19 protein-coding genes are annotated in these 20,299 nt (G+C 58.1%); 15 read left to right on the forward strand and 4 right to left on the reverse strand.

The features are described 5' to 3' along the window. Nucleotides 1–60: 60 nt before the first annotated feature. From BLS41_RS22930 to BLS41_RS22945, 4 genes are all read left to right on the forward strand, one after another. A complete protein-coding gene (locus tag BLS41_RS22930) occupies nucleotides 61–810 on the forward strand; it encodes an SDR family NAD(P)-dependent oxidoreductase (RefSeq protein ID WP_074768982.1) in 750 nt (249 codons plus the stop codon). 82 nt (nucleotides 811–892) lie between these two features. Beyond that, nucleotides 893–2,326, forward strand: coding sequence for an APC family permease (locus tag BLS41_RS22935; RefSeq protein WP_074768984.1), 1,434 nt, complete (start codon nucleotides 893–895; stop codon nucleotides 2,324–2,326). A gap of 39 nt (nucleotides 2,327–2,365) precedes the next feature. After that, nucleotides 2,366–3,208 carry a polysaccharide deacetylase family protein gene (locus BLS41_RS22940; RefSeq protein WP_216350616.1) on the forward strand — a complete coding sequence of 281 codons (843 nt, stop codon included), beginning with the start codon at nucleotides 2,366–2,368 and terminating at the stop codon, nucleotides 3,206–3,208. An 11-nt stretch (nucleotides 3,209–3,219) separates the two neighbouring features. Then, nucleotides 3,220–4,137, forward strand: coding sequence for an NAD-dependent epimerase/dehydratase family protein (locus tag BLS41_RS22945; RefSeq protein ID WP_074768986.1), 918 nt, complete (start codon nucleotides 3,220–3,222; stop codon nucleotides 4,135–4,137). 125 nt (nucleotides 4,138–4,262) lie between these two features. On the opposite strand, the gene BLS41_RS22950 is transcribed toward BLS41_RS22945, so the two are convergent. From BLS41_RS22950 to BLS41_RS22965, 4 genes are read right to left on the reverse strand one after another with little or no spacing between them, the layout of a single operon-like run. Further along, nucleotides 4,263–5,213 (reverse strand): ornithine cyclodeaminase family protein, encoded by a 951-nt coding sequence (locus BLS41_RS22950; protein WP_074768988.1) that lies wholly within the window; start codon nucleotides 5,211–5,213, stop codon nucleotides 4,263–4,265. Next, nucleotides 5,210–6,181, reverse strand: a complete 972-nt coding sequence (locus BLS41_RS22955; RefSeq protein ID WP_074768990.1) for a threonine/serine dehydratase — start codon at nucleotides 6,179–6,181, stop codon at nucleotides 5,210–5,212. Before BLS41_RS22955 ends, BLS41_RS22950 begins: the two co-directional genes overlap by 4 nt. Further along, nucleotides 6,178–6,930 carry a helix-turn-helix transcriptional regulator gene (locus BLS41_RS22960; protein ID WP_290439531.1) on the reverse strand — a complete coding sequence of 251 codons (753 nt, stop codon included), beginning with the start codon at nucleotides 6,928–6,930 and terminating at the stop codon, nucleotides 6,178–6,180. The genes BLS41_RS22955 and BLS41_RS22960 overlap by 4 nt, the downstream gene beginning before the upstream one ends. Before the next feature lie 14 nt (nucleotides 6,931–6,944). Beyond that, nucleotides 6,945–7,736 carry an ABC transporter substrate-binding protein gene (locus BLS41_RS22965; protein WP_074768992.1) on the reverse strand — a complete coding sequence of 264 codons (792 nt, stop codon included), beginning with the start codon at nucleotides 7,734–7,736 and terminating at the stop codon, nucleotides 6,945–6,947. 352 nt (nucleotides 7,737–8,088) lie between these two features. Here BLS41_RS22965 and BLS41_RS22970 point away from each other — a divergent pair, with 352 nt between their 5' ends. The 11 genes from BLS41_RS22970 to BLS41_RS23035 all read left to right on the forward strand — a co-directional run bounded on the left by BLS41_RS22970 (nucleotide 8,089) and on the right by BLS41_RS23035 (nucleotide 20,268). Further along, nucleotides 8,089–9,084, forward strand: coding sequence for a succinylglutamate desuccinylase/aspartoacylase family protein (locus BLS41_RS22970; RefSeq protein ID WP_074768994.1), 996 nt, complete (start codon nucleotides 8,089–8,091; stop codon nucleotides 9,082–9,084). Between the two features lie 99 nt (nucleotides 9,085–9,183). Further along, complete coding sequence (locus BLS41_RS22975; RefSeq protein ID WP_074768996.1) at nucleotides 9,184–9,432, forward strand: hypothetical protein; 249 nt, start codon at nucleotides 9,184–9,186, stop codon at nucleotides 9,430–9,432. A gap of 163 nt (nucleotides 9,433–9,595) precedes the next feature. After that, entirely contained in the window at nucleotides 9,596–10,099 is a 504-nt protein-coding gene (locus BLS41_RS22980) for a hypothetical protein (RefSeq protein ID WP_074768998.1), read from the forward strand. A gap of 14 nt (nucleotides 10,100–10,113) precedes the next feature. After that, complete coding sequence (locus BLS41_RS22985) at nucleotides 10,114–10,524, forward strand: NUDIX hydrolase (RefSeq protein ID WP_074769000.1); 411 nt, start codon at nucleotides 10,114–10,116, stop codon at nucleotides 10,522–10,524. A gap of 578 nt (nucleotides 10,525–11,102) precedes the next feature. Beyond that, nucleotides 11,103–11,978, forward strand: coding sequence for a manganese catalase family protein (locus BLS41_RS22990; protein ID WP_074769002.1), 876 nt, complete (start codon nucleotides 11,103–11,105; stop codon nucleotides 11,976–11,978). A gap of 269 nt (nucleotides 11,979–12,247) precedes the next feature. Continuing rightward, nucleotides 12,248–12,649, forward strand: a complete 402-nt coding sequence (phaP, locus tag BLS41_RS22995) for a TIGR01841 family phasin (RefSeq protein WP_074769004.1) — start codon at nucleotides 12,248–12,250, stop codon at nucleotides 12,647–12,649. Nucleotides 12,650–13,657: 1,008 nt separating this feature from the next. Next, nucleotides 13,658–13,933, forward strand: coding sequence for a hypothetical protein (locus BLS41_RS23010; protein ID WP_074769010.1), 276 nt, complete (start codon nucleotides 13,658–13,660; stop codon nucleotides 13,931–13,933). Between the two features lie 224 nt (nucleotides 13,934–14,157). Further along, nucleotides 14,158–14,346, forward strand: coding sequence for a hypothetical protein (locus BLS41_RS23015; protein ID WP_074769012.1), 189 nt, complete (start codon nucleotides 14,158–14,160; stop codon nucleotides 14,344–14,346). Nucleotides 14,347–15,005: 659 nt separating this feature from the next. Continuing rightward, on the forward strand, nucleotides 15,006–15,713 hold the full coding sequence (imuA, locus tag BLS41_RS23025) for a translesion DNA synthesis-associated protein ImuA (protein ID WP_074769016.1): 708 nt from the start codon (nucleotides 15,006–15,008) through the stop codon (nucleotides 15,711–15,713). Beyond that, on the forward strand, nucleotides 15,643–17,112 hold the full coding sequence (locus BLS41_RS23030) for a Y-family DNA polymerase (RefSeq protein WP_171910293.1): 1,470 nt from the start codon (nucleotides 15,643–15,645) through the stop codon (nucleotides 17,110–17,112). The genes imuA and BLS41_RS23030 overlap by 71 nt, the downstream gene beginning before the upstream one ends. A gap of 6 nt (nucleotides 17,113–17,118) precedes the next feature. Then, nucleotides 17,119–20,268, forward strand: coding sequence for an error-prone DNA polymerase (locus BLS41_RS23035; RefSeq protein WP_074769018.1), 3,150 nt, complete (start codon nucleotides 17,119–17,121; stop codon nucleotides 20,266–20,268). Nucleotides 20,269–20,299: the final 31 nt, after the last annotated feature.

A 20,299-nucleotide genomic window follows, 5' to 3' on the forward strand; every position in this document is an offset into this window, starting at 1 on the left:
CTTTCTAGAGTTTGGCCACCAAAGCGCTAAGGCGCCATTCCCTCATCGTGTGGAGTTGCCATGTCTAAACCGAATAACTTTTCTGGGAAAACGTGTCTGGTGACCGGCGCCGCGAGCGGCATTGGTTACGCGATTGCACTCGCCTTCGCGCGTCGCGGAGCGCATGTCCTGCTGAATGACCTTCCCGGCAGCAAAGGGCTTTGTACGCTGGCTGACGAGATTCGGCAGTCCGGAGGCACGTTTGCGCTGGTAGAGGCCGACGTGTCGGACCCTGTTGCCGTGGCAGCCATCTTCTCGGATATCAGCCATATCGACGTGCTCGTGAACAATGCCGGCTTCCTTCAGGAATCGCCGTTCACCGAAATGACCGTTGGCATGTGGGACCGCATGATTAAAGTCCACCTGTATGGAGCGTTTCACTTCTGCAGGGAGGCCGCGCGTCTCATGAAGGAGCAACGCTCCGGACGAATCATCAACATCGCCTCGGACCTCGGGCAAGTCGGCTGCGAAAACCTCGCCCACTACAGCGCAGCGAAAGGCGGAATCATCGCCTTAACCAAATCACTCGCCCGCGAACTGAGCAGAGCCGGCGTGCTCGTCAATGCAATCGCGCCGGGAGGCGTACTGACGCCAATGGTCGAGGCGCTCGGGGCGACGTACATCGAGGAGGAGTCTGCGCGCTACCCGCTCAATCGGCTTGGCACGACACGGGAAATCGCAGATGTCGCCCTATTCCTCGCGTCTGAGGCCTCGTCCTTCATGACGGGGCAGATAGTCGGGGTGAACGGAGGCGGCGTCATGAATGGCTAATCGGTAGTTCAAAGGTCCCGGACGTGGACGGGCCAGCCCTCCGCGTTCCGACTACCCACCTGTTCTACAGCGAGACCACACGATGAAACTCTCAGACGTTATTGGCTATGACCGACACGGCACTGTCCAAGAAGTGCCGACAGCGCTGAACAAGGGCACGCTAGGCACCAAGGATGTCACGCTTTCCGCACTCGGCTTCAATGCACCTGCGTGGGTAGCCGCTTCCTCAATGTCGATTCTGTATTCGATATCCGGACATCAGGCACCGCTTGCCATCCTGATTGCTTACTTCTTCCCGATGCTTGTCCTGGCGTTCAGCATGGTGTTTCTGACGCGACAGGCTCCGTCGGCGGGTGGCGTGTTCACCTTCAGCTCCCGCTTTCTCCATCCAGAAGTGGGGACCGTTCTGGGTTGGACCTACACCGTGGCTTGCACGGCCGTCACGCCAATGTGCGCGCTGATTAGCACCGAGTATATTCAGGCGCTCTTTCCGGCGCTCGCCGGTCTGCTAAATGCAAAGATTATTGGCACCTTGCTGATATTGACTTTCTTCGCCATCTCCTGCAGAGGCGTCGGGGTCACCGCAAAGGTCGCAGGCACCTTCCTCATTTTCGAAATTGCCGTCGTCGCGGGCCTCGGTCTGCTCGGCATTCTTCGGCCACACGTCGACGGACTGTCGCTCGCTTCAATGTATTCGCTGAAGCAGGCCGGTGGTCTGTCATCCATTGGCCCGGGCGTGCTTTTTGGTGTCTGGATGCTCGCGAACTTCGACTCGGCCATCAATTACATTGAGGAAGCCCGCGTACCAGTCCGGACGGTGCAACGCTCGCTACTACTCGTTCTGACATCGGCATTCGTCATCTACAGCCTTGCCGCTATTGGCTGGCAATACGCCGTCCCCGTCGTCAAACTCGCAGCAATTGTTGAAAATGGAAATGGTGGCCCGATAGCTGCCGTCGCGCACACCTACCTGCCCTCATCCATGACGTGGCTTGCCCTTTTTGTGGTTATCACGTCCGCTTGCGCCGGACTGCAGATATCGTCGAATGCGGCGGCCCGTACGCTCTATCGCATGAGCGAGGAGAATCACCTCCCCGCCGCGTTGAGTGCGGTGAACAGTCGCAAGGCGCCTTGGCTCGCCACGACAATCGTGTCCATCGCCGCGATTGCTCTCGTCTGGTGGAAGCCGCTCGACAAGATTGTCTGGTACTACGATGTGGTCACCATTACGCTCGTCGCCTCGTACATCTCGGCGCTTGCTGCCATGCTTGTCGCCGTGTGGAAGCTGCACCGCCCGCTGCTTGCGACGTCGCTGTCGGCGCCTGTTGTCCTTGCCATCGGTGTACTCGCCTACATCGGGTACACGTCCGGCGCCAATCCCGTCTCGCCAGAGGACCTGTACAACGCGTGGTATCTCGGCGCAGCAACGCTGGTCACGGGCCTTCTTATCGTCGTCGTCCGTCGCCGCTCGCGCATCGCCCGCAGTGGACGGCCAGCGAACATCGAGGCATCGTGACGACTAAATGACCTGAGTCCTGACATAACGGGGATGCTCATGCATATGAAATCATTTGAATGGCCCAACGGCTATCACGCCGCTGTGTCGTTGTGCTTCGACGTGGACGCTGAGTCTGGATGGGTTACCGACGCAGCGAACCACAAGCGGCTCTCATTAATGTCGATGGGGGCGTACGGACGCCGGGCGGGTGTTCCCAGGATTCTGGACCTACTTAGGCGCCACGAGCTTAAGGCGCAGTTCTTCATCCCGGGCTATACCGCGGAGATTGACCGCGAGCTCGTTAAAACCATCCATAACGACGGACATCCGATTGGTTGCCACGGCTATCTGCATGAGCGTACCGACGAACTGACTTACGAGCAGGAAGACGACATCCTGGCCCGGTCAAAAGCAATTCTGGAGGACATCACCGGCGTTTCACCAAATGGATTTCGCGCGCCGCTATGGGAAGTGACCCCTCAAACACTTGAGCTACTGGGCAAGCACGGCTTCGAGTTCGACAGCAGCCTCATGGGAACAGATGTTCCCTACTCCGTTCAGGCTGGCGGGCGGCGCCTCCTCGAGCTGCCCGTGACGTGGCTACTGGACGACTGGGAACAGTTTGCCTATTCTGCCGTGCCGCAGGTCGGTGCAGTCATCGAGGAGCCTGACAAGGTATTCAGGCTGTGGAAGGCGGAGTTCGATGCGCTGTATCGGGAAGGCCGCTACTTCATGCTGACAATGCACCCGGAAATCATCGGCCGGGCCTCACGCATCGCGATGCTGGACGCGCTGATTTCCCATATGAAGCAGCACGAAGACGTCTGGTTCTGTACGCCGCAGGAGCTGCTCGCGGCATGGAAGGAAAAGCAGTTTTTGACTGAAGACTTGCCCTATTGAAGGAGGTGACAATGGCGATTCTGGTTACAGGAGGTTGCGGGTTTCTTGGGCAGACGCTACTTTCCCAGCTGTGCGCGGACGACAGGACCGCAGTCAGCTATGACCGTCGTGCGCGCGAAGACGATGAGCGGGTTGGCCTGAACTATGTCCAGGGTGACCTGAGCGACCTGCCCCTGCTACTGGAGACAATCGAGCGCTTTGCGGTCACGGAAATCATTCATACCGCAGCGATTTCCCATCCGTTCTTTTCCCGGGAGATTCCGTATCAAACGGTTGTGACCAATGCGCTGGGTACAACCAACGTCTTCGAAGCGGCGCGGTTAAAGTCCATTCGTCATGTGGTCAATTTCAGTTCGGAGTGCGCATACGGCAATAACGACGAACTGGACACCGTGACCGAAGATGCACCACTTAACCCGACCACGCCCTATGGCGCGACAAAGGTATTCACGGAAAAACTCGCCGCCGTCTATAACAACCTGTATGGCATGCGCATCGTGTCGCTCAGGCCAGGCTGGATTTACGGGCCGGGCCAGTTCATGCAGTGCTATCTGAAGACGATGCTGCGCAATGCCATTTATGGCATGCTGACCAGGGAAGATTCGGGACGCGACTACCGCTTTCAGTATGTCCATGTTAGCGACGTCGCACGGGCGAGCATTCTCGCGCTCAAAGCTGACATGTCCAGATTCAGCGTGTTCAACGTCACCGCGGACGACCAGCGGTCTTATGCCGAAGTAGCAGCTCTGGTCAAAGCGCAGTTCCCTGATGCGCAGATTGATATTGGTCCTGGCACCATCGATGTACTGGACCGGAACGGGCCATTCGACCAGACCCGCGCCCGCGACGTCCTGGGCTATACGCCTTCGGTCTCGCTAGAAGATGGCATTGCGACATACGCGGACTGGTTGCGCCACCATCCGTACTGAGAGTTTCCACACGCGGCGCAGGCCGCGCCGGTCTGCTAACGCCCAACGCACAGACTTCTGCCCAGGAGCCCCTGAAGCCCACACATCCCCGCTCTGCCGGGATGTGCACAAGCGCCTTCAACCCCTCAGGCAGTGACGCCTACAATGCTATCGGCGATTTGTGCGTCCTGAACGGCTACACCGGTCAGGTCCGCAACAGTAATCTGTTTGCCGCGCGAATCGTCACGGCCGCGCTTTCCACTTGCCAGCAAGGTTCCGAGCTCGGTCAGTTGCTCGAGCTGAATCAGTCCCGCAGACAACGCATGTGAGACTTCGCCGTACTTGCTGCATTGAGCAATCGAGTCGACCACAATCACATCTGCGCGACTAACGATAACGGGGTCGAGCTCCTGCTTGCCCGGACCGTCGGCTCCGACCGCAGTGATATGCGTGTCATCCTGAACCCAGTTGGACTCCAGCAGCGCCTTGCGCGAGGGGGTCGCGGTCACAATGAAGTTCGAATTGGACGCGACACCGTCAGCGGTATCGTGAGCATGAACCGAGAAGCCGACCACCGACATGTCGTCGGCGAACTGAGCGCGTCGCTCGGCATTTGGTTCCCAGACGTGGACTTCGCGGCACGAAGTGACCGGGCGTAGATACTCAAGCTGCAACCGCGCCTGCACGCCGGTGCCGATGATGCCAATGCCGTGAACCTCAGGCGGCGCAAGTACACGTGCCGCAAGCTGTCCGGCGATAGCCGTGCGCACGCAGGTCAGCCAGCCTTCATCCTGCAGTAATGCGACGGGTGCACCTGTCCTTGCCGAGAAGAGCATGACAAGTCCACTATTGCTAGGCAAGCCAGCAGCGGGGTTGTTGTAAAAGCCAGAAGACACCTTCACCGCGAAAGTATCGGCCCCGTCGACATAGGCCGACTTGATGCAGCATTCGCCGTTAATCGCTTCGAACTGGAAGTTCTGAATCGGCGGCACCTGGGTCGTCTTGCGCGAATAGGCGATGAAGCCCTGCTCAACCATGCGCACAGCACGCTCCATATCGAAGCGCGCAATGATTTCGTCTTTCGTCCAGATTTTCACTTTACGGCCTCGATGAATTTGTTCAGCATGATGTTCCGACCGCACAGTACAACAGCCACCGCGCGTCCCTGATAGCGGGGCGCCAGACGAAGCAGCGAAGCCAGCGCGACGCCCGCGGCACCTTCCACCATAAAGCGGTCGGTCTGAGCGAGCAGTTTCATCGCAGCGCTGATTTCTTCCTCGGTCACAAGGTCAGTGTCCGAAATCACCTTCTGGCCAATGCCAAAAGTAATCGTGTCCGGCTCGATGCCGCCCGCCGTGCCATCGGAAATCGTGTCGCGCTCTTCGACTTCGATAATCTCGCCCGCTTTCAGGGAGCTATAGAGTGCGGTGGAGTTGGCCGGCCAGCAGCCGATGACTTCTGTCTCCGGGCTCAGGTGCTGGATGGCCGTCCCTACCCCCGAAATCAGCCCGCCCCCGCCGACAGAAGCGAAAACCGCAGCCAGGTCGATGCCGGCCGCGCGCGCCTGCTCGCTCAACTCGACCCCGATGGTGCCCTGCCCTGCAATGACGTCGATGTCGTTGTACGGGGACACGAAAGTCATGCCCTTGAGTTTCGCCTGCCGACCCGCTTCAAGTTCGACCGCAAGTGACGTGTCATCGATTGTGATGACTTCGGCTCCCAGCGCGCGGATGGCGTCAAGCTTGATTGCCGACGCAGAGCTCGTCGCATAGACCGTGACCGGCACTCCCGCGAGCTTGCCCGCGAGCGCCACACCCTGACCGTGGTTGCCGCTCGAGACAGTCAGCACACCGTTGCGGCGGGTCGCTTCGTCGAGCAGACGAACTTTGTTGGACGCACCGCGGAACTTGAACGAGCCGGTTAGTTGGAGATGCTCGCACTTCAGATACACCTCGTAGCCGGTCACCTTCGAAAGCATCGGACTGTGCGAAAGCGGCGTCACCGCAACTTGTGGGCGAATGGCGCGATGCGCCTCTTCAATCCGCTGAAATAAATCGTTTGTCACCCGTTACCTCTCAAATCTTTCAGATGGTTGAAAACTGTGGCACGCCCCATCGACAGCAGCTTCGCCACGTAATTTGCCGCGCTTTTTCCCTTGAATGCACCCTCTTCATGGAGTGCCTCGACGAGTGCGCGCTTATGCTCTCGCGTGAGCATGGACAGCGTGAGCTTACGTTCCTGTAGCCAGTGATTCAGAAAGACGTTCACCCGGTCCTGCCAGTCGTCGTGAAAGAGCTTCTCGGGTTGCGGCTGAAGCACAGTGCTCGACACCAGCAACTCAAGCGCCTGCTTCGCCTGTTCCAGGGCCGCCAGATGGAAGTTGATGCACATCACACCGATGGGCTCTCCCGCTTCAGTGCGCACGACAACGCTGGTCGACCGGACCTTGCGACCATCCCAGCCAAGCTTCTCGTAGGGGCCAATGACCGTCTCCCGGTCATCGAACTCAATATCGTCGAGGGCTGAGTCGTCCCCCAGTTCACGCCTGGACTGGTTGTTCGCGACGTAGACCACGGTCTGCGTCGCAAGGTTATGGAGCACAACTTCCGTGTACGGCGGAAACAGCATTGCGATGCCGTCGGCCACTGCGCAATAGGGTGCGAGCGGTCCAAGCGATATCTTCCGGTTGGCTCGTCGGGCTCCGGTCTTCGGAGCCTGCTTTGCCTGCTTCACGGAATGATTGGAACCGTTCGTCGAAGTGTTTGCTCTGGTCATGACATAGCCTTTTTGGAATGCGGAATGCGCATGCAGCATGCCGCACTTGCGGCTCAATGCACGGCGAGGTCCACGGTGAAATACTTTTTCAGAAGTTGCTGGTAGGTGCCGTCGCGCTTCAGCTCTGCAAATGCGCCGTTAAGCGCGTCAAGTAACTCATGGTCACCCTTGCGCACGCCGATACCGACACCTGTTCCGATGATTTTCGCATCATTGACAGAGTGGCCAGCAAAGACGAAGTCTTTCCCATGCGCCTGGTTCAGGAAGCCGAGACTGGCGGCCGTCGCATCGACGAAAGTCGCCTCAATGCGGCCCGCAACCAGGTCGTCGTACACCTGGTCCTGTGTCTGATAGCTTTCCACGTCCACGTTCTTCGGCGCCCACATCTGCTTGGCGTACTGCTCCTGGATGGAGCCTTGGAGCACGCCTACCTTATGTCCTGCCAGCGATTCCGCGTTCGGCTGCAACGTGCTGCCTTTCTTCGCCACCAACTGCGCCGGTGTCAGATAGAGCGGGACTGTAAAGTCCACCTGTTCGGCGCGCTTGGCATTGATGTTCATGGCGGAATCGATAGCGTCGAACTTGCGTGCCTTGAGGGCAGGAATCAAGCCGTCAAACGAGTTCTCCACCCACACACACTTTGCCTTGAGTTGTGCACAAAGTGCATTGCCGAGGTCGATATCAAAGCCCTGGAGCTGGCCGGTCGCCGTTTTGGATTCAAACGGGGGATACGCGGCTTCGACGCCAAAGCGGATTGTCGAAAATTCCTTTGCTTGTGCCGAAAACGAAAACGCGCTCATAAACAACGCGAACACGGCTACCGCACGCAATGCCTGCTGCCTCATGACCAACCTCACTCTCTCGTGGAAGACCAAATAAACGACCGTAATATCGGTTTCGGCAGCATCTGGGGGTAATCCCCACACCGCGAGCGGTGGCTCAGTGTATGGGCAGGTATGTTGCTGAATCTGTACCGATGGGTATAGACTAGACTTTATGGTATAAATGGTCAAGGGTCTTTGAATAGCGCTCAATCCTCATGTCAAGGTGGGCTTGCGAGGGGTGCTGTCTTTGGGCCGGTCTAATAGACCGGCTGCCAGGACATTCCATAACCCGGACTTTTTAGTCTAATTCTCGGGCTGCCTCGCGACGGGCAGCGCAGAGGTCCAAATCAATCAGGATGAAGGCGGGGGTTTTATGGGACGGCTGAACATCAACTGGGAGCGCGAAGGCCGACAAGCGGCCTACCTCGAACTGCCGAGCTCAACGAATGCGAGCGCTTGGCAGAACCTGCGCATACCAGTCTTTTACTTCCGTGGCGGTGAGGGTCCACGAACACTTCTGATTGGCGGGAGTCATGGCGACGAGTACGAAAGCCAGGTGGCATTGTCAAAGCTCGCGCATGGCCTCGACCCGAACGTCGTGCTCGGGTCGATTATCATCATTCCGTCGCTGAACCTGCCAGCGGCGCTTGCAAGAGCGCGCCTATCCCCACTTGATGGAGGCAATCTGAATCGTGAGTTTCCGGGTGATGCGCGAGGAACGGTGACGCAGCGCCTTGCACACTTCGTGACTCATGAGTTGGTGCCGCGCGTCGACAATGTGGTCGACCTGCATTCGGGCGGGCGAACCCTACAGTTTCTCCCTTGTACTTTCATCCACGAACAATCAGATGCTGCGCGCACCGACGCCTTTCTCGCGGCCGCCCAAAGCTTTGGAGCGCCGCTGACCGTCATCCTTCGCGAAGACCATGCGGACGTCATGCTCGATGACGTCGTCGAACGCGCCGGAAAATTGATGCTGGCAAGTGAGCTGGGTGGCAGTGCGTTGGTGACGCCGGATACCGTCCAACTCGCGTCTGATGGGCTGTTGCGACTTCTGAAGCATCTGGGACATTTAAGTGGTGACCACTCCCAGCCCATGGTTGCAGCGCCTTCGAGGGTGGTCTCCGTGCCAGGGCCGGAATACTATCTGCATGCCGACGACACCGCGCTCTTTGAGCCGATGCGAGAGCTCGGAGAAACTGTTCAGGAGGGAGCGGTCATCGGCTTCTATCATTACATCGACCGGCTGGACCGCGCACCCGTACCCTTGCACGCCCCGCACAGTGGCCTTCTGTTGTGCACCAATGGCGAGGCATTGGTGCACCGTGATGACACCGTCGCCGTAATCGCGGCCGACTATTGGCGCTAGACGAACCTGCGCTTTTCAGAGCCGCTTCGCGGTGCGGGCGGGCCCGCAGCCGCTCAAGCGGTACTCGAGACGCTACTTTCAGCGGGACTTTTTGCGGGCATGGGCCACAGAACTCTCTCCCGCGAGCGCCCTCTGAAAGCAGAACGCTGCATCGCACAGATGGCGGGGCGTGGCTTTGAGATAACTGCGTGGTTCCTTGCCCCAGATGAACTCTCTGCGTTTTGCGAAATCGTGAGGGTGCACGACTTCCAACTCTATGTAGCACCGTTCAAAGAGGTCATGGAGGTCATGGAGGTCGTGGAGGTCGTGGAGGTCGTGGAAAAAGTGCTCCAGCTATCTTCGACATAACTTCGTTGCTTCCGATGAACCGAGTTGGGCAGCGGAAGCGAGACTGTCAGATAAACACAAGCGCCAGTTCGAGGCGGATTTCTCACGGAGCCTGAAAGAGTATACACGGAGTTGGTAATATCAAAGGCCATCTACTTACAATCGAACATTCAAGCACCATTGCATGGACATCTTTTACTACTGGCAGAAGCTCGAAACAAATCTCAAGCACGGCGAGGTCGGATACTTTGCTTCCAACAACGCGAAGCTCTCGGACCTTGCTGGTCGCTTGCCCAATCGCATCTGGGTGTTCAAGACGCCGAAGGGCAAGAAAGGCTCAATCCAGCTCGTGGGGTCGCTGTTGGTCTGCGATGAGCCATGCGTTGCAGTCAATACTAACTATGCGAACGTGATTTACTACGACCCATTTTCGCCTGAGTCGGTCATCTACGCTGAGTCTGGAACGGCAGAGCGAATCGCTGAAGTGTCAGGACATTTTCAGTACCGATTTCATGCGGCGTTCAGCGCAAATTTTCACGGTGACGCTGGAATACAGGCGCTGGAAGCCAACGTCGTGCGTGAATTGGAAACGATGGTCGGACACTGGCCCAAAGTCCAGATGCTCGAAAAGGTCCAAAAACCTGAGAAGGTGTACCCCATCAATCCTTTTGCTCGACCAGCCCAATAAGGGACGCGAATACGATGAAGCGACGAGCGACAGTTATATGTGAGCGCGAAGGCAACGTACTACTGGTTGCTCGAGAGCGTGGTCGTTGGGCCTTCCCAGGTGGCCGGCAAAAGGCCGGCGAAGAAATTGCGTCGACTGCTATTCGCGAGCTTGAAGAAGAGACGGGATTGCACGTTTCGAGCAGCCACTACCTCTTCCAGTTTCGGGGCTTGCGAACCCGGCACTTCGTCTTCATTGTCAGGCTGCCGGAACATGCGGAGCCGGTGCCGTCGAATGAAATAGCCCGCTGTCAGTGGGTCAAACTGAAAGACCTTGCGAAGTTGGAAGCAAGTATTCCAACCAAGGGCATCGCGGAAATCTTTCTTCGTCAATCCCGCAGCAGCGGGCAACCGCAGGATAAGTCTATCCAGACATTGACAACGTGACCAACACGATGGTGCCTATCATCGCGGTTTGGCCCTTTCTAGCGAGCCACCTATCGTGTTGTCCCGTACCGCCGGGGCCTAGTTAGCCAAAAATAAGTATCCTCTTCTGGGGCACGCAAAGCGCTTCAGTCATTAATGGTGACGACCATTTCACCCGTGGACGCTATGCGCGTCCAAATCCTTCAAAGCTCCAGCCCTCTGAACAAGCGGGTACTTGTGACTTACAAACGGCTTCATGGTTCCACCTTCGAACCCAGTCGTAAGTTAGCTAAGCCGACCACCTATCAAAACCGGAACTGCAAGAATCGGTCTTTGCAGGATTTGTCACGCGCGTACCTGTCGGGCCAAAAAATTTAGTTGAATTCAACGCTCAGGAACAGGCCATGCGGCGTGTCAGGAGACTTCCCTGACCAAACGCGGCGTGTCGCCGCATCTCGCCAGAACTATCCAACCGTTCTGAGACGTCAGCCGCGAACCGCCGCATCCACTGTGTGCGCTGCGCTCGAGGTTCCTGAATCCGACTCGCCCGGCGTTCCAGGCGGTTAGCCGTCCGGCCCGGCTTTTGAAAGGACAACATCATGTTTGTACACAACAAACGGCTTCAATACACGGTGCGCGTTACGGCCCCGAATCCCGGTCTTGCAAATCTGCTGCTTGAGCAGTTCGGCGGCCCCCAAGGCGAGCTCGGCGCAGCCTGCCGATATTTCACTCAAGCTGTTGGGGAAGACGACCCCGGTCGTAAAGACTTACTGTTCGATATTGCAACGGAAGAACTGAGCCATCTGGAAATCATCGGCTCCATCATCGCCATGCTGAACAAGGGGGCTAAAGGGCAACTCGCAGAGGCAGTGGAAAGTGAAGCGGAGCTGTACCGTTCCATGACCGGTGGAGGTAATGATTCGCACACCACCTCACTACTCTATGGCGGCGGACCTGCCTTGATTAACTCTGCAGGCGTACCTTGGTCGGCGGCTTATGTGGATACGATTGGCGAGCCTACGGCCGACCTGCGTTCAAACATCGCGGCCGAAGCCCGGGCCAAGATTGTCTACGAGCGACTGATTAATGTGACGGATGATGCTGGCATCAGGGAGACGCTTGGTTTTCTGATGACACGTGAAATCGCCCATCAGAAATCATTCGAAAAGGCGCTTCATTCCATCCAGCCAAATTTCCCGCAGGGCAAGCTCCCCGGCGTGCCGGAGTTCACAAGCGTGTACTACAACATGTCTAAAGGCGACGACTCCCCGCGCGGTCCGTGGAATGAAGGACCGGACTGGGAATTTGTTGAATCACCGGAGCCGGCTGTCGACGGGGGCGACGGATTAGCGAGCGTCAATGTATCGGGCAACGACGTTGAGGTGCTGAGTGCGATGGCTGCACGCACGGCATCCGATACGGCAATAGACCCTGTAACCGGCGCGGACCTAGGTGCAGGACAGGCTGTTAAATAATCAACTGAGGTCCAATGATGAGGGGCGTTGCTTGTGCCCCTTGTCAATCGGTCATGCTTTCTGGCGCGAAGAACGGGAGGATTCGCTGACGCATGCGGTGTGGGACGTCCCCTCACCAATGTCATCTAGGGCTCAATTGACTTCTCACCTGATGCGCCTACAATGAATTTTGCTGCATTGCAGCAAAGGACCTCCCGGTCCTCGGCGTGTGCTCCATGGTCGAAGGACTGACCGATTACGCACTCGTCGTCTCCCCTTATGGAGCAGTCATGAGCACGCTTATTCCCCAGCACGCGTTCGAAGCCCAAGCAGCAACTATTCAGCAACTGTTCGCATTTTCGACGAAGGCCTTCGAAGGCTTTGAGAAGCTAACGGCGCTAAATCTTCAGGTGTTTAAGGCGACGCTTGCCGAAAATCACGCGCTTGCAGTGAAGGCCATGTCCTCGAGGCCCGACGAGTTATTGGCGCTCTCCGCCAGTCTTGGTAAGCCCACTGCGGAAAAATGTCTGGCATATGGTCGGCACGTACAGGAAATCCTCGCTGATGTTCAGGGCGGACTCACTTCAGCCAGTCAATCACAGACTCAGCGCTATCAGAAAGACGCCCGAGGATTCGTCGCAGACCTCACGAAAGCCGCTTCCTCCGCCGCGGACATAGTTGTAACTGAGTGACAGTCTGCGCCGGCAATAACATGTTCGTTGAAGCGTTGAAGGACTACCCGTTTACGACTGTTTCGGCGACTTCACGAAGGCACGCTGGTTCGCCAGAATGCTTAATAAAAAATAGTGCGTCAGGTCAATTGGCGGTCGCGACTTAACAGGCTCCCGCAGACTTTTGGAACATTGGGGTGCCGGCCATTGGCATTCCCGCTGATGTGGTCTACGAGTATCGCTTCGGACGTGCGACACACTTCAGTCTATTTACCATCGGACGGTCTTGTCGGTTGGCAGGGGTGCGCTGGTATCGACTCTGAATATCAGCGGAATATCGCAGTCGAGAATGTCAGTCACTGGAGTATGCTTCGCAGGTCCGACATACTTCACGTCGTTTCGCACTTGCTGGCCGAACCTCAGCACGGCGCGCTTCGCAGTTTCGTTGACAGATGCGTCGCGACGGTTCTGTAGTTCGAAGGCTGCCCCCACCTTCGCCAACTCAGGACCGTCCCGCGATAGAGGAAATAGAAAAATGAAGGCGGCCCGCAAACCTGCAGCTGAAAGACAAATCCGTATTGAAAGCGCTTTTGAGGTAGAACTCGCTGTCGGCGCCTCGCATGTCGAGAGCATGCTGCACGTTGCATCCCGTACAGCATGCATCGAAGACCTGGTGCAGAGCTTTGTACTGCGACACGGAAGTATTGACCTGCACCGATTTCTAGTGGCGCTTGCGGACAGGCTGGACGCGCGTGGAAATAGTATTGGTGCGTTGGCGGTCCGAGAGTCCGCGACATACGGGGCGGTGCCGATAGCAACTCACCTACGCGTGTAAACCCGTCACTTCGACAAGCAGAATCTATCGATTCTGCTTTTGTCGTTCTGCGCCTAGCTATCACGCGGGATTTTCAGATGAGGCGAATATTCAAGTAAGCCGCTCGGTAATTAGTGAGGCATGCGAATTGCGGTCCTCATGATAGCGGGTTCACACCTTCCGGTGCCAACGACCGCTATGCTGAGGAGACAGCCATGCGAAATTCAACAAAGGGATTTTTGATTGCAGCCTTATGTATCGGTATTTCTGGCACTGCATACGCGCAGAGCGCAGGCGGTGGTGCCGGGGGCGGTCAGGGCGGGACAGGTATGAGCAAGCCGAATGCTAGCGGTTCAACCAATACGGTTTCCGGCGCATCCGGAGCAGATACTATGGCGCCGGGCGCAACCACTTCGCACAAGAAGATGCAGAAAAAGTCGAACGCCGCCATGCCGGCATCTGCGACTAACCCCGCCTCAGGCGGCAGCTGAAAGCGTTATGCGCTTAACTGACTTTCTACCGGTAGTCGGGGATGCACAGATAGATAAAGCCTTCACGCGGAAGTTCTGAAGCCGCGTCCCGGCTTATGTATTCGCTTGCGAACCCGATGCATCGGGTTCGCAAGCGCGTTCAATTCGGGCCGGTAGCAGAGCGACGGCTGTCGGTGTGAACACTGCCTAACTTGAAGTTCCGCGTACAGTGCCGGGAGGCCGATGTGACTACCGCTTATGTAGTAAAAACGGGTGAACATTTTCTATGTAGCGCTGAGGACGGTGACATCGGCCTCGCACCTGACATCAAAGAAGCCAAGTCCTTCGCCTCTCGAGAGGAAGCAGAAGAAGCGGCGGACACGCATGCTGACCCCGGATACGAAATCCTGACTATCAGTATATCGGTTCGCTAATTCAAAAATGGTTCGTCTTTTTTGGACAGGCCGGATGGGCAGCGAGATATGCATCCTCGCGATGCGCAAGGCTGAAGCGATGATGCCCGTCAGCCCGACAGCAGCTTCTACTCAGTTCACATTTTTTCCGTAGTCTGATGAAAACTGCGGGTTTCACATTTAGCTAGCGTTTGACGCTACGTTCAATTCTGTGGGACGTCGAGTCAACACGCCGACTGTCAACTCCGACCATCTTCAGTGTCGCGTCAATCATATTCAGCTCCTGACCAAAGTCGAGCGGCCACTCTTCACCGTCGCACCTGACGGTCATACCGTTGTGCATCGATATAACGGAGCGTGCCTTGTACAAAGCATCGACAAGCTTAGTTTCGCGTTCGGCTTCCCGAACCCATTCATCCGCCCTCATGATTCAGCTCCTTTAAATGACGCAGGTCACATGTTCCGTCCGGTCGAATGCCTAACTTCTCGCCCGGCTCCGAATTTCCGCCCGCGACGAACGGGTGCGCATGACACTGTTGGCGATTAACCGCCGCTTTTGACTGCCCTCCATATCCAGCAGGGGCTTCAGCGATAGCTGGGTCAAAGGTTAAAAAGTGTCAGTTCGCTATCGTGGATTTGCGTGTACGATACTGTATAAATATACAGTACATTGATGCCATATGACTAGCGCAGCCGCCACCGCCGAAGAGATACATCCGTCCTTGTGGCGGGCGTCCCAGCTCGCGCGCGGCCGCGGCCGGGTCGTCGAAACAGGCTACCCAGCGCTATCCGCGGAGCTTCCCGGCGGAGGCTGGCCCGTCGGCGCGCTTGTCGATTTGCTGGTCCAGCAAGCCGGCGTGGGAGAGCTAAGACTTTTGCGTCCCGCGCTAAGCGCGACTGCGAATCGGCCTGTTGCTTTCGTACAGCCGCCCCACACGCCAAGCGGACTCGGATTGAACTACATCGGACTTCCCATCGAGCAGGTCCTGCGGGTCAAAGCGCAGAAGACAGCCGATGCACTCTGGTCGGCCGAGCAGATTCTGCGCGCAGGTAGCTGCGGCGCACTCATTTTCTGGACGCAGTACGCGCAAGCCTCATCGCTTCGCCGGCTGCATCTGGCGGCGCAATCATCCGAGACCCTGTTTGTGATGGTCAGACCACTGGCCGCCGCGCAGGATTCATCGCCCGCGCTATTGCGGCTTGCTTTGAGACCATCAGCCGACGGTCTGACCGTCGACATTGTGAAACGACGAGGGCCCTCTCGCGCAGAGCCTCTGTCGATTCCCCTTCAGCCAACTCCTGTTCTGCTTTCCCAACATGCGCGTCTTTCTCGCCGTCCACTTGCCGAAGTTGCCGCTCGAGGTCTTCCGACCGAAGTGGTCACCTGAGCCGCCACATGGGAGTGCCGTGCTCGAGAAAGACAAGGTTGTCATCGCCGACAACGCGGCTCGCGCTGCAGGTGTGCGTCTCGGCATGAAGCGCGGCGGTGTGTTGACGCTATCGCCAGAAACCGAGATGCACGAACGCGACGCGGGCAAGGAGGACGCAGCGCAACGGGAAGTCGGAGTTGCACTGATGCGCTTTTCGCCCGAGGTTACCTTGCTCGCTGAAGCGACCGTCGTGGTCGAAGTCGGCGCCAGCTTGCGGCTCTTTGGCGGGCTGCTTGCGCTGTGTCGCGAAGCGAAGGCTGTACTCAGGACACTCGGGCTAACTGCCCGCATTAGCGCCGCGCCCACCGGTCAGGGCGGATGGCTGCTTGCCAAGTTTGGCAATCGTCGCGTGCTCAAACTGGCATCGCTCGAGCAACGCCTGTCCTTCCTCCCAATGATGGCGGTTCCCGAAGTGCGGCCGTTCGGCGAGTGGTTCTCAGGGCTCGGCTGCGAGACTGTCGCCGACATAAGGCGCCTGCCTCGTGCCGGTTTGCAGAAACGATGTGGTGAACATCTGCTCGACTCGCTGGACCGCGCGTTCGGAATCGCGCCCGAACTGTTCGAATGGCTCGAATTGCCACCCAATTTTTCCGTGCGCATCGAGTTGCCAGACCGCCTCGAGCATGCGGACGGTGCCGTGTTTGCAGCACATCGGCTCATCGTGCAACTGTGTGGTTGGCTGTGCGCCAAGCAACTGGCGGTCACCGGCATCAAGCTCCTCCTCGAACATGAGCGTGGCCGCGACGCCATCGCGCCGACGGCTATCGACATCGCATTGGGCGAGCCTACGTGGAAAGAGGAGCATCTTGTCAGGTTGCTCAAAGAGCGGCTCCACCGCGTTGAGCTTACTGCACCCGTCATCGCATTGCGGCTCGACGCATCCCGGGTGGAGTCCGCGGCGCCTGCTTCAGACACCCTCTTCCCTGAGCCCGGTGGCTCCAAGGAAGACCACGCACGGCTTCTTGAGTTGCTCGTCGCGCGGCTTGGCGAAGAGAATGTTCTTCGGTCCGCACCGAGTGCCGACCATCGGCCCGAGATTGCGAACCGCTGGATTCCAGTAGCTCAAAAGTCAAAGCAGGACGCACTTCCGCTGGGGCTTCCACGGCCGACATGGATGCTGGACAACCCGGTGAGGTTGTTGATGCGTCAGCATCGCCCTTTCTATGGTTCTCCGTTGCGGATGGTCTCGCCTGGTGAGCGTATCGAAGCCGGCTGGTTTGACGGTGAACTGGTGACGCGCGACTATTTCGTTGCGCAGGCGGACGACCAGAGCTGCTACTGGATATACCGCGAGCGCGTCAGCAGTCGCGACGCCGAGGAAGAGCAGCGCTGGTTCCTGCACGGACTGTTCGGCTGATGCGTCATGGATACTACATTCAATGTCCTGCCGGCGTATGCCGAGCTTTTCTGCCTCTCGAATTTCAGCTTCCTGCATGGCGCATCCCATGCCGAGGAGCTGTCTGAACGCGCCGCACAGCTGGGCTATTCGGCGCTCGCGGTGACCGACGAATGCTCGCTCGCGGGGGTTGTCCGGGCGCATGTCGCAGCGAAAAAGGTTGGACTGCCGTTTATCGTCGGCTCGTACTTCCGTCTGGTCAATGCCGATGGTTCGCCAGCGTTCGGACTGATTTTGCTTGCAAAGAATCGTGAGGGCTACGGCAACCTGTCCGAACTGGTCACGCTCGCCCGCACGCGCGCACCAAAAGGCGAATATCGCTTGACACCGCAAGACCTGTCGCGACCCGAAAAGGACTATCGGCACCTGTGCGGGATGCCGGATTGTCTCGCTATCCTCGTACCCGATTTCCCGGCGAAGGAGGACGTCCTCGCCGCACAGCTTGAGTGGCTGGATGACGCCTTTACCGGCCGCGCATGGGTAGGTCTGGCGCTACACCAGCGAGCCATGGACGACATCCACCGAGGCTCGGTCGAGTTTGTTGCGCGCAATCTGGATGTGCCCGTCGTCGCGCTCGGGCACGTAGTCATGCACGTGCGCTCGCGCAAGCCACTGCAGGACACCATGACCGCAATCCGGGTCCGCAAACCAGTGCACGAGTGTGGTTATGACCTCGCACCAAATGCCGAGCAGCATTTGCGCTCACGATTACGTCTCGCCAATCTGTATTCTGCCGACGCGCTCGCGGCGACGGTGGACATCGCGAGTCGCTGCACCTTTTCGCTCGATGAGCTGCGCTACGAATATCCGGACGAACTGGTGCCGTCAGGTTTCACGCCAGCGGGATATCTCCGCCAGGAAACGTACATCGGTGCGCAGCGACGTTTCCCATCGGGCATCCCTCACACTGTCCAGGAACAGATTGAACACGAGTTGGGACTTATCGCCGAGCTCGAGTACGAACCGTACTTTCTGACCGTCTACGACATCGTCCGCTTTGCCCGTGGCGAGCACATCCTGTGTCAGGGGCGCGGTTCGGCCGCCAATTCTGCAGTCTGCTATTGCCTCGGCATCACAGAGGTCGACCCGGCGCGCGGCAACATGCTGTTCGAGCGGTTCATCAGCAAGGAACGCGGTGAACCACCTGATATCGACGTGGACTTCGAGCACCAGCGACGCGAGGAGGTCATCCAGTACATCTATCGCAAATATGGTCGCCACCGCGCAGCGATTGCCGCTGCCGTGTCGACTTACCGGCCACGAGGCGCATTGCGCGAAACCGGAAAGGCGCTTGGCATCGACCCGCAGATTGTCGATGTGGTCGCGAAGAGCCATCACTGGTTCGACACGAGTCAGGACCTGCTCGCACGCTTTGCAGAATCCGGGTTGGACCCGGAGAGGCCACTCATCCAGGCATGGGCGAGACTCGCGTCGCAGTTACTCGGCTTTCCCCGGCATCTGTCCCAGCATTCCGGAGGCTTCGTCATCAGTCGCGGCAAGCTTACGCGGCTGGTGCCAGTTGAAAATGCTGCGATGGCCGACCGTTCCGTCATCGAATGGGACAAGGACGACCTCGAAGCGCTTGGACTTCTGAAAATCGATGTGCTCGCGTTGGGTATGCTGTCTGCGATTCGTCGCACTCTGGACATTGTGTCGGAGCAGCGTGGTGAGCGCTTCGAGATGCAGGATATCCCCCCTGAAGACCCGGCGACCTACGACATGATTTCTGCCGCCGATACAGTCGGCGTCTTCCAGATTGAGTCGCGCGCACAGATGTCGATGTTGCCGCGCATGCAGCCGCGAGCCTTTTACGACCTCGTCATCGAAGTAGCCATTGTGCGACCGGGTCCGATTCAGGGTGGCGCCGTTCATCCGTATCTGCAGCGCAGGCAGGGATTCGAACCGGTCACGTACCCGAGCGACGCGCTTAAGACCGCGTTGGGTCGGACGCTTGGCGTGCCGATTTTCCAGGAGCAGGTCATGCAGGTGGCTATCCTGGCCGCCGGATTCACTGCCGGCGAGGCTGACCAGTTGCGACGGGCGATGGCCGCATGGAAACGCAAAGGTGGTCTGGAAAAATACTACAACCGCATCGTGAACGGCATGCAGGAACGCGGCTATGACCTGGCCTTCGCGGAGGGCATCTTCGAGCAGATAAAGGGCTTCGGCGAATACGGCTTCCCAGAGAGTCATGCGGCAAGTTTCGCGTTGCTCGTGTACGCGAGTAGCTGGCTGAAATGTCACGAACCTGAGGCGTTTCTCGCAGCAATGTTGAACTCGCAGCCGATGGGATTTTATTCGCCTTCACAGCTGGTGCAGGACGCTCAACGACATGAAGTCAAAGTGCTTCCGGTAGACGTCTCCATAAGTGGATGGGATTCGTCACTTGAATCGCGCGCAGATGCACCGCGTCCAGCCGTTCGCCTCGGTCTGTCGCTGCTTCGCGGCATGAAGGACGGGGCTGCTGAGCGGATTGAGAATGCCCGGGCGGTCCGCCCGTTCGAAAGCGTCAACGACCTGGCTCGCAGGGCTCAGCTCGACCGGAAGGACCTTCACGTGTTGGCGGACGCCAATGCGCTGACCTCGCTTGCAGGCAACCGAAGGCAGGCCTTGTGGCAATCAGTTGCAGCAGTACCGGACCGGGATATGCTTGCCGTTGCTGCGGTCCAGGATGAGACGCCCGAACTCGGTGCGCCGACGGAGGCGAACGATATCGTCGCGGATTACCGCTCAGCTGGACTCACTCTTGGACGGCATCCGCTCGAGTTGCTCCGGCCACAACTTCTCGAGAACCGGCTGATGCCCGCATCGACATTACGCACGTACCGCGACGGGCGACTGGCGCGAGGGTGCGGTCTCGTGACGGTCCGGCAACGTCCTGGCACCGCAAAAGGTGTGATGTTTGTGACGCTCGAAGACGAGACGGGCAACGTCAACGTCATCGTCTGGCCCAGTCTGCTTGAGAAGCAGCGGAAGGAAGCACTTGGCGCGTCTTTACTTGCTGTGTACGGGACGTGGCAATGCCAGGGCGAAGTGCGACATCTCGTGGCGCAGCGGCTGGTCGACATGTCACACCTGCTCGGCGGACTCGTAACTGCGAGCAGGAATTTCTGCTAAATCCTTGCAAATGGGTATCATGAAATGACGA

Source organism: Paraburkholderia fungorum (assembly GCF_900099835.1).
Classification (GTDB): Bacteria; Pseudomonadota; Gammaproteobacteria; order Burkholderiales; family Burkholderiaceae; genus Paraburkholderia; species Paraburkholderia fungorum_A.

Coding starts and splice junctions, on each gene's coding strand:
- BLS41_RS22945 (WP_074768986.1), top strand. CDS start 3,220: ATGGCGATTCTGGTTACAGGAGGTTGCGGGTTTCTTGGGCAGACGCTA.
- BLS41_RS22965 (WP_074768992.1), bottom strand. CDS start 7,736: ATGAGGCAGCAGGCATTGCGTGCGGTAGCCGTGTTCGCGTTGTTTATG.
- BLS41_RS22980 (WP_074768998.1), top strand. CDS start 9,596: ATGGACATCTTTTACTACTGGCAGAAGCTCGAAACAAATCTCAAGCAC.
- BLS41_RS22930 (WP_074768982.1), top strand. CDS start 61: ATGTCTAAACCGAATAACTTTTCTGGGAAAACGTGTCTGGTGACCGGC.
- BLS41_RS23030 (WP_171910293.1), top strand. CDS start 15,643: ATGCGCGTCTTTCTCGCCGTCCACTTGCCGAAGTTGCCGCTCGAGGTC.
- BLS41_RS23035 (WP_074769018.1), top strand. CDS start 17,119: ATGGATACTACATTCAATGTCCTGCCGGCGTATGCCGAGCTTTTCTGC.
- BLS41_RS22975 (WP_074768996.1), top strand. CDS start 9,184: ATGGGCCACAGAACTCTCTCCCGCGAGCGCCCTCTGAAAGCAGAACGC.
- phaP (WP_074769004.1), top strand. CDS start 12,248: ATGAGCACGCTTATTCCCCAGCACGCGTTCGAAGCCCAAGCAGCAACT.
- imuA (WP_074769016.1), top strand. CDS start 15,006: ATGACTAGCGCAGCCGCCACCGCCGAAGAGATACATCCGTCCTTGTGG.
- BLS41_RS22940 (WP_216350616.1), top strand. CDS start 2,366: ATGCATATGAAATCATTTGAATGGCCCAACGGCTATCACGCCGCTGTG.
- BLS41_RS22970 (WP_074768994.1), top strand. CDS start 8,089: ATGGGACGGCTGAACATCAACTGGGAGCGCGAAGGCCGACAAGCGGCC.
- BLS41_RS22985 (WP_074769000.1), top strand. CDS start 10,114: ATGAAGCGACGAGCGACAGTTATATGTGAGCGCGAAGGCAACGTACTA.
- BLS41_RS23010 (WP_074769010.1), top strand. CDS start 13,658: ATGCGAAATTCAACAAAGGGATTTTTGATTGCAGCCTTATGTATCGGT.
- BLS41_RS22935 (WP_074768984.1), top strand. CDS start 893: ATGAAACTCTCAGACGTTATTGGCTATGACCGACACGGCACTGTCCAA.
- BLS41_RS22960 (WP_290439531.1), bottom strand. CDS start 6,930: ATGCTGCATGCGCATTCCGCATTCCAAAAAGGCTATGTCATGACCAGA.
- BLS41_RS22990 (WP_074769002.1), top strand. CDS start 11,103: ATGTTTGTACACAACAAACGGCTTCAATACACGGTGCGCGTTACGGCC.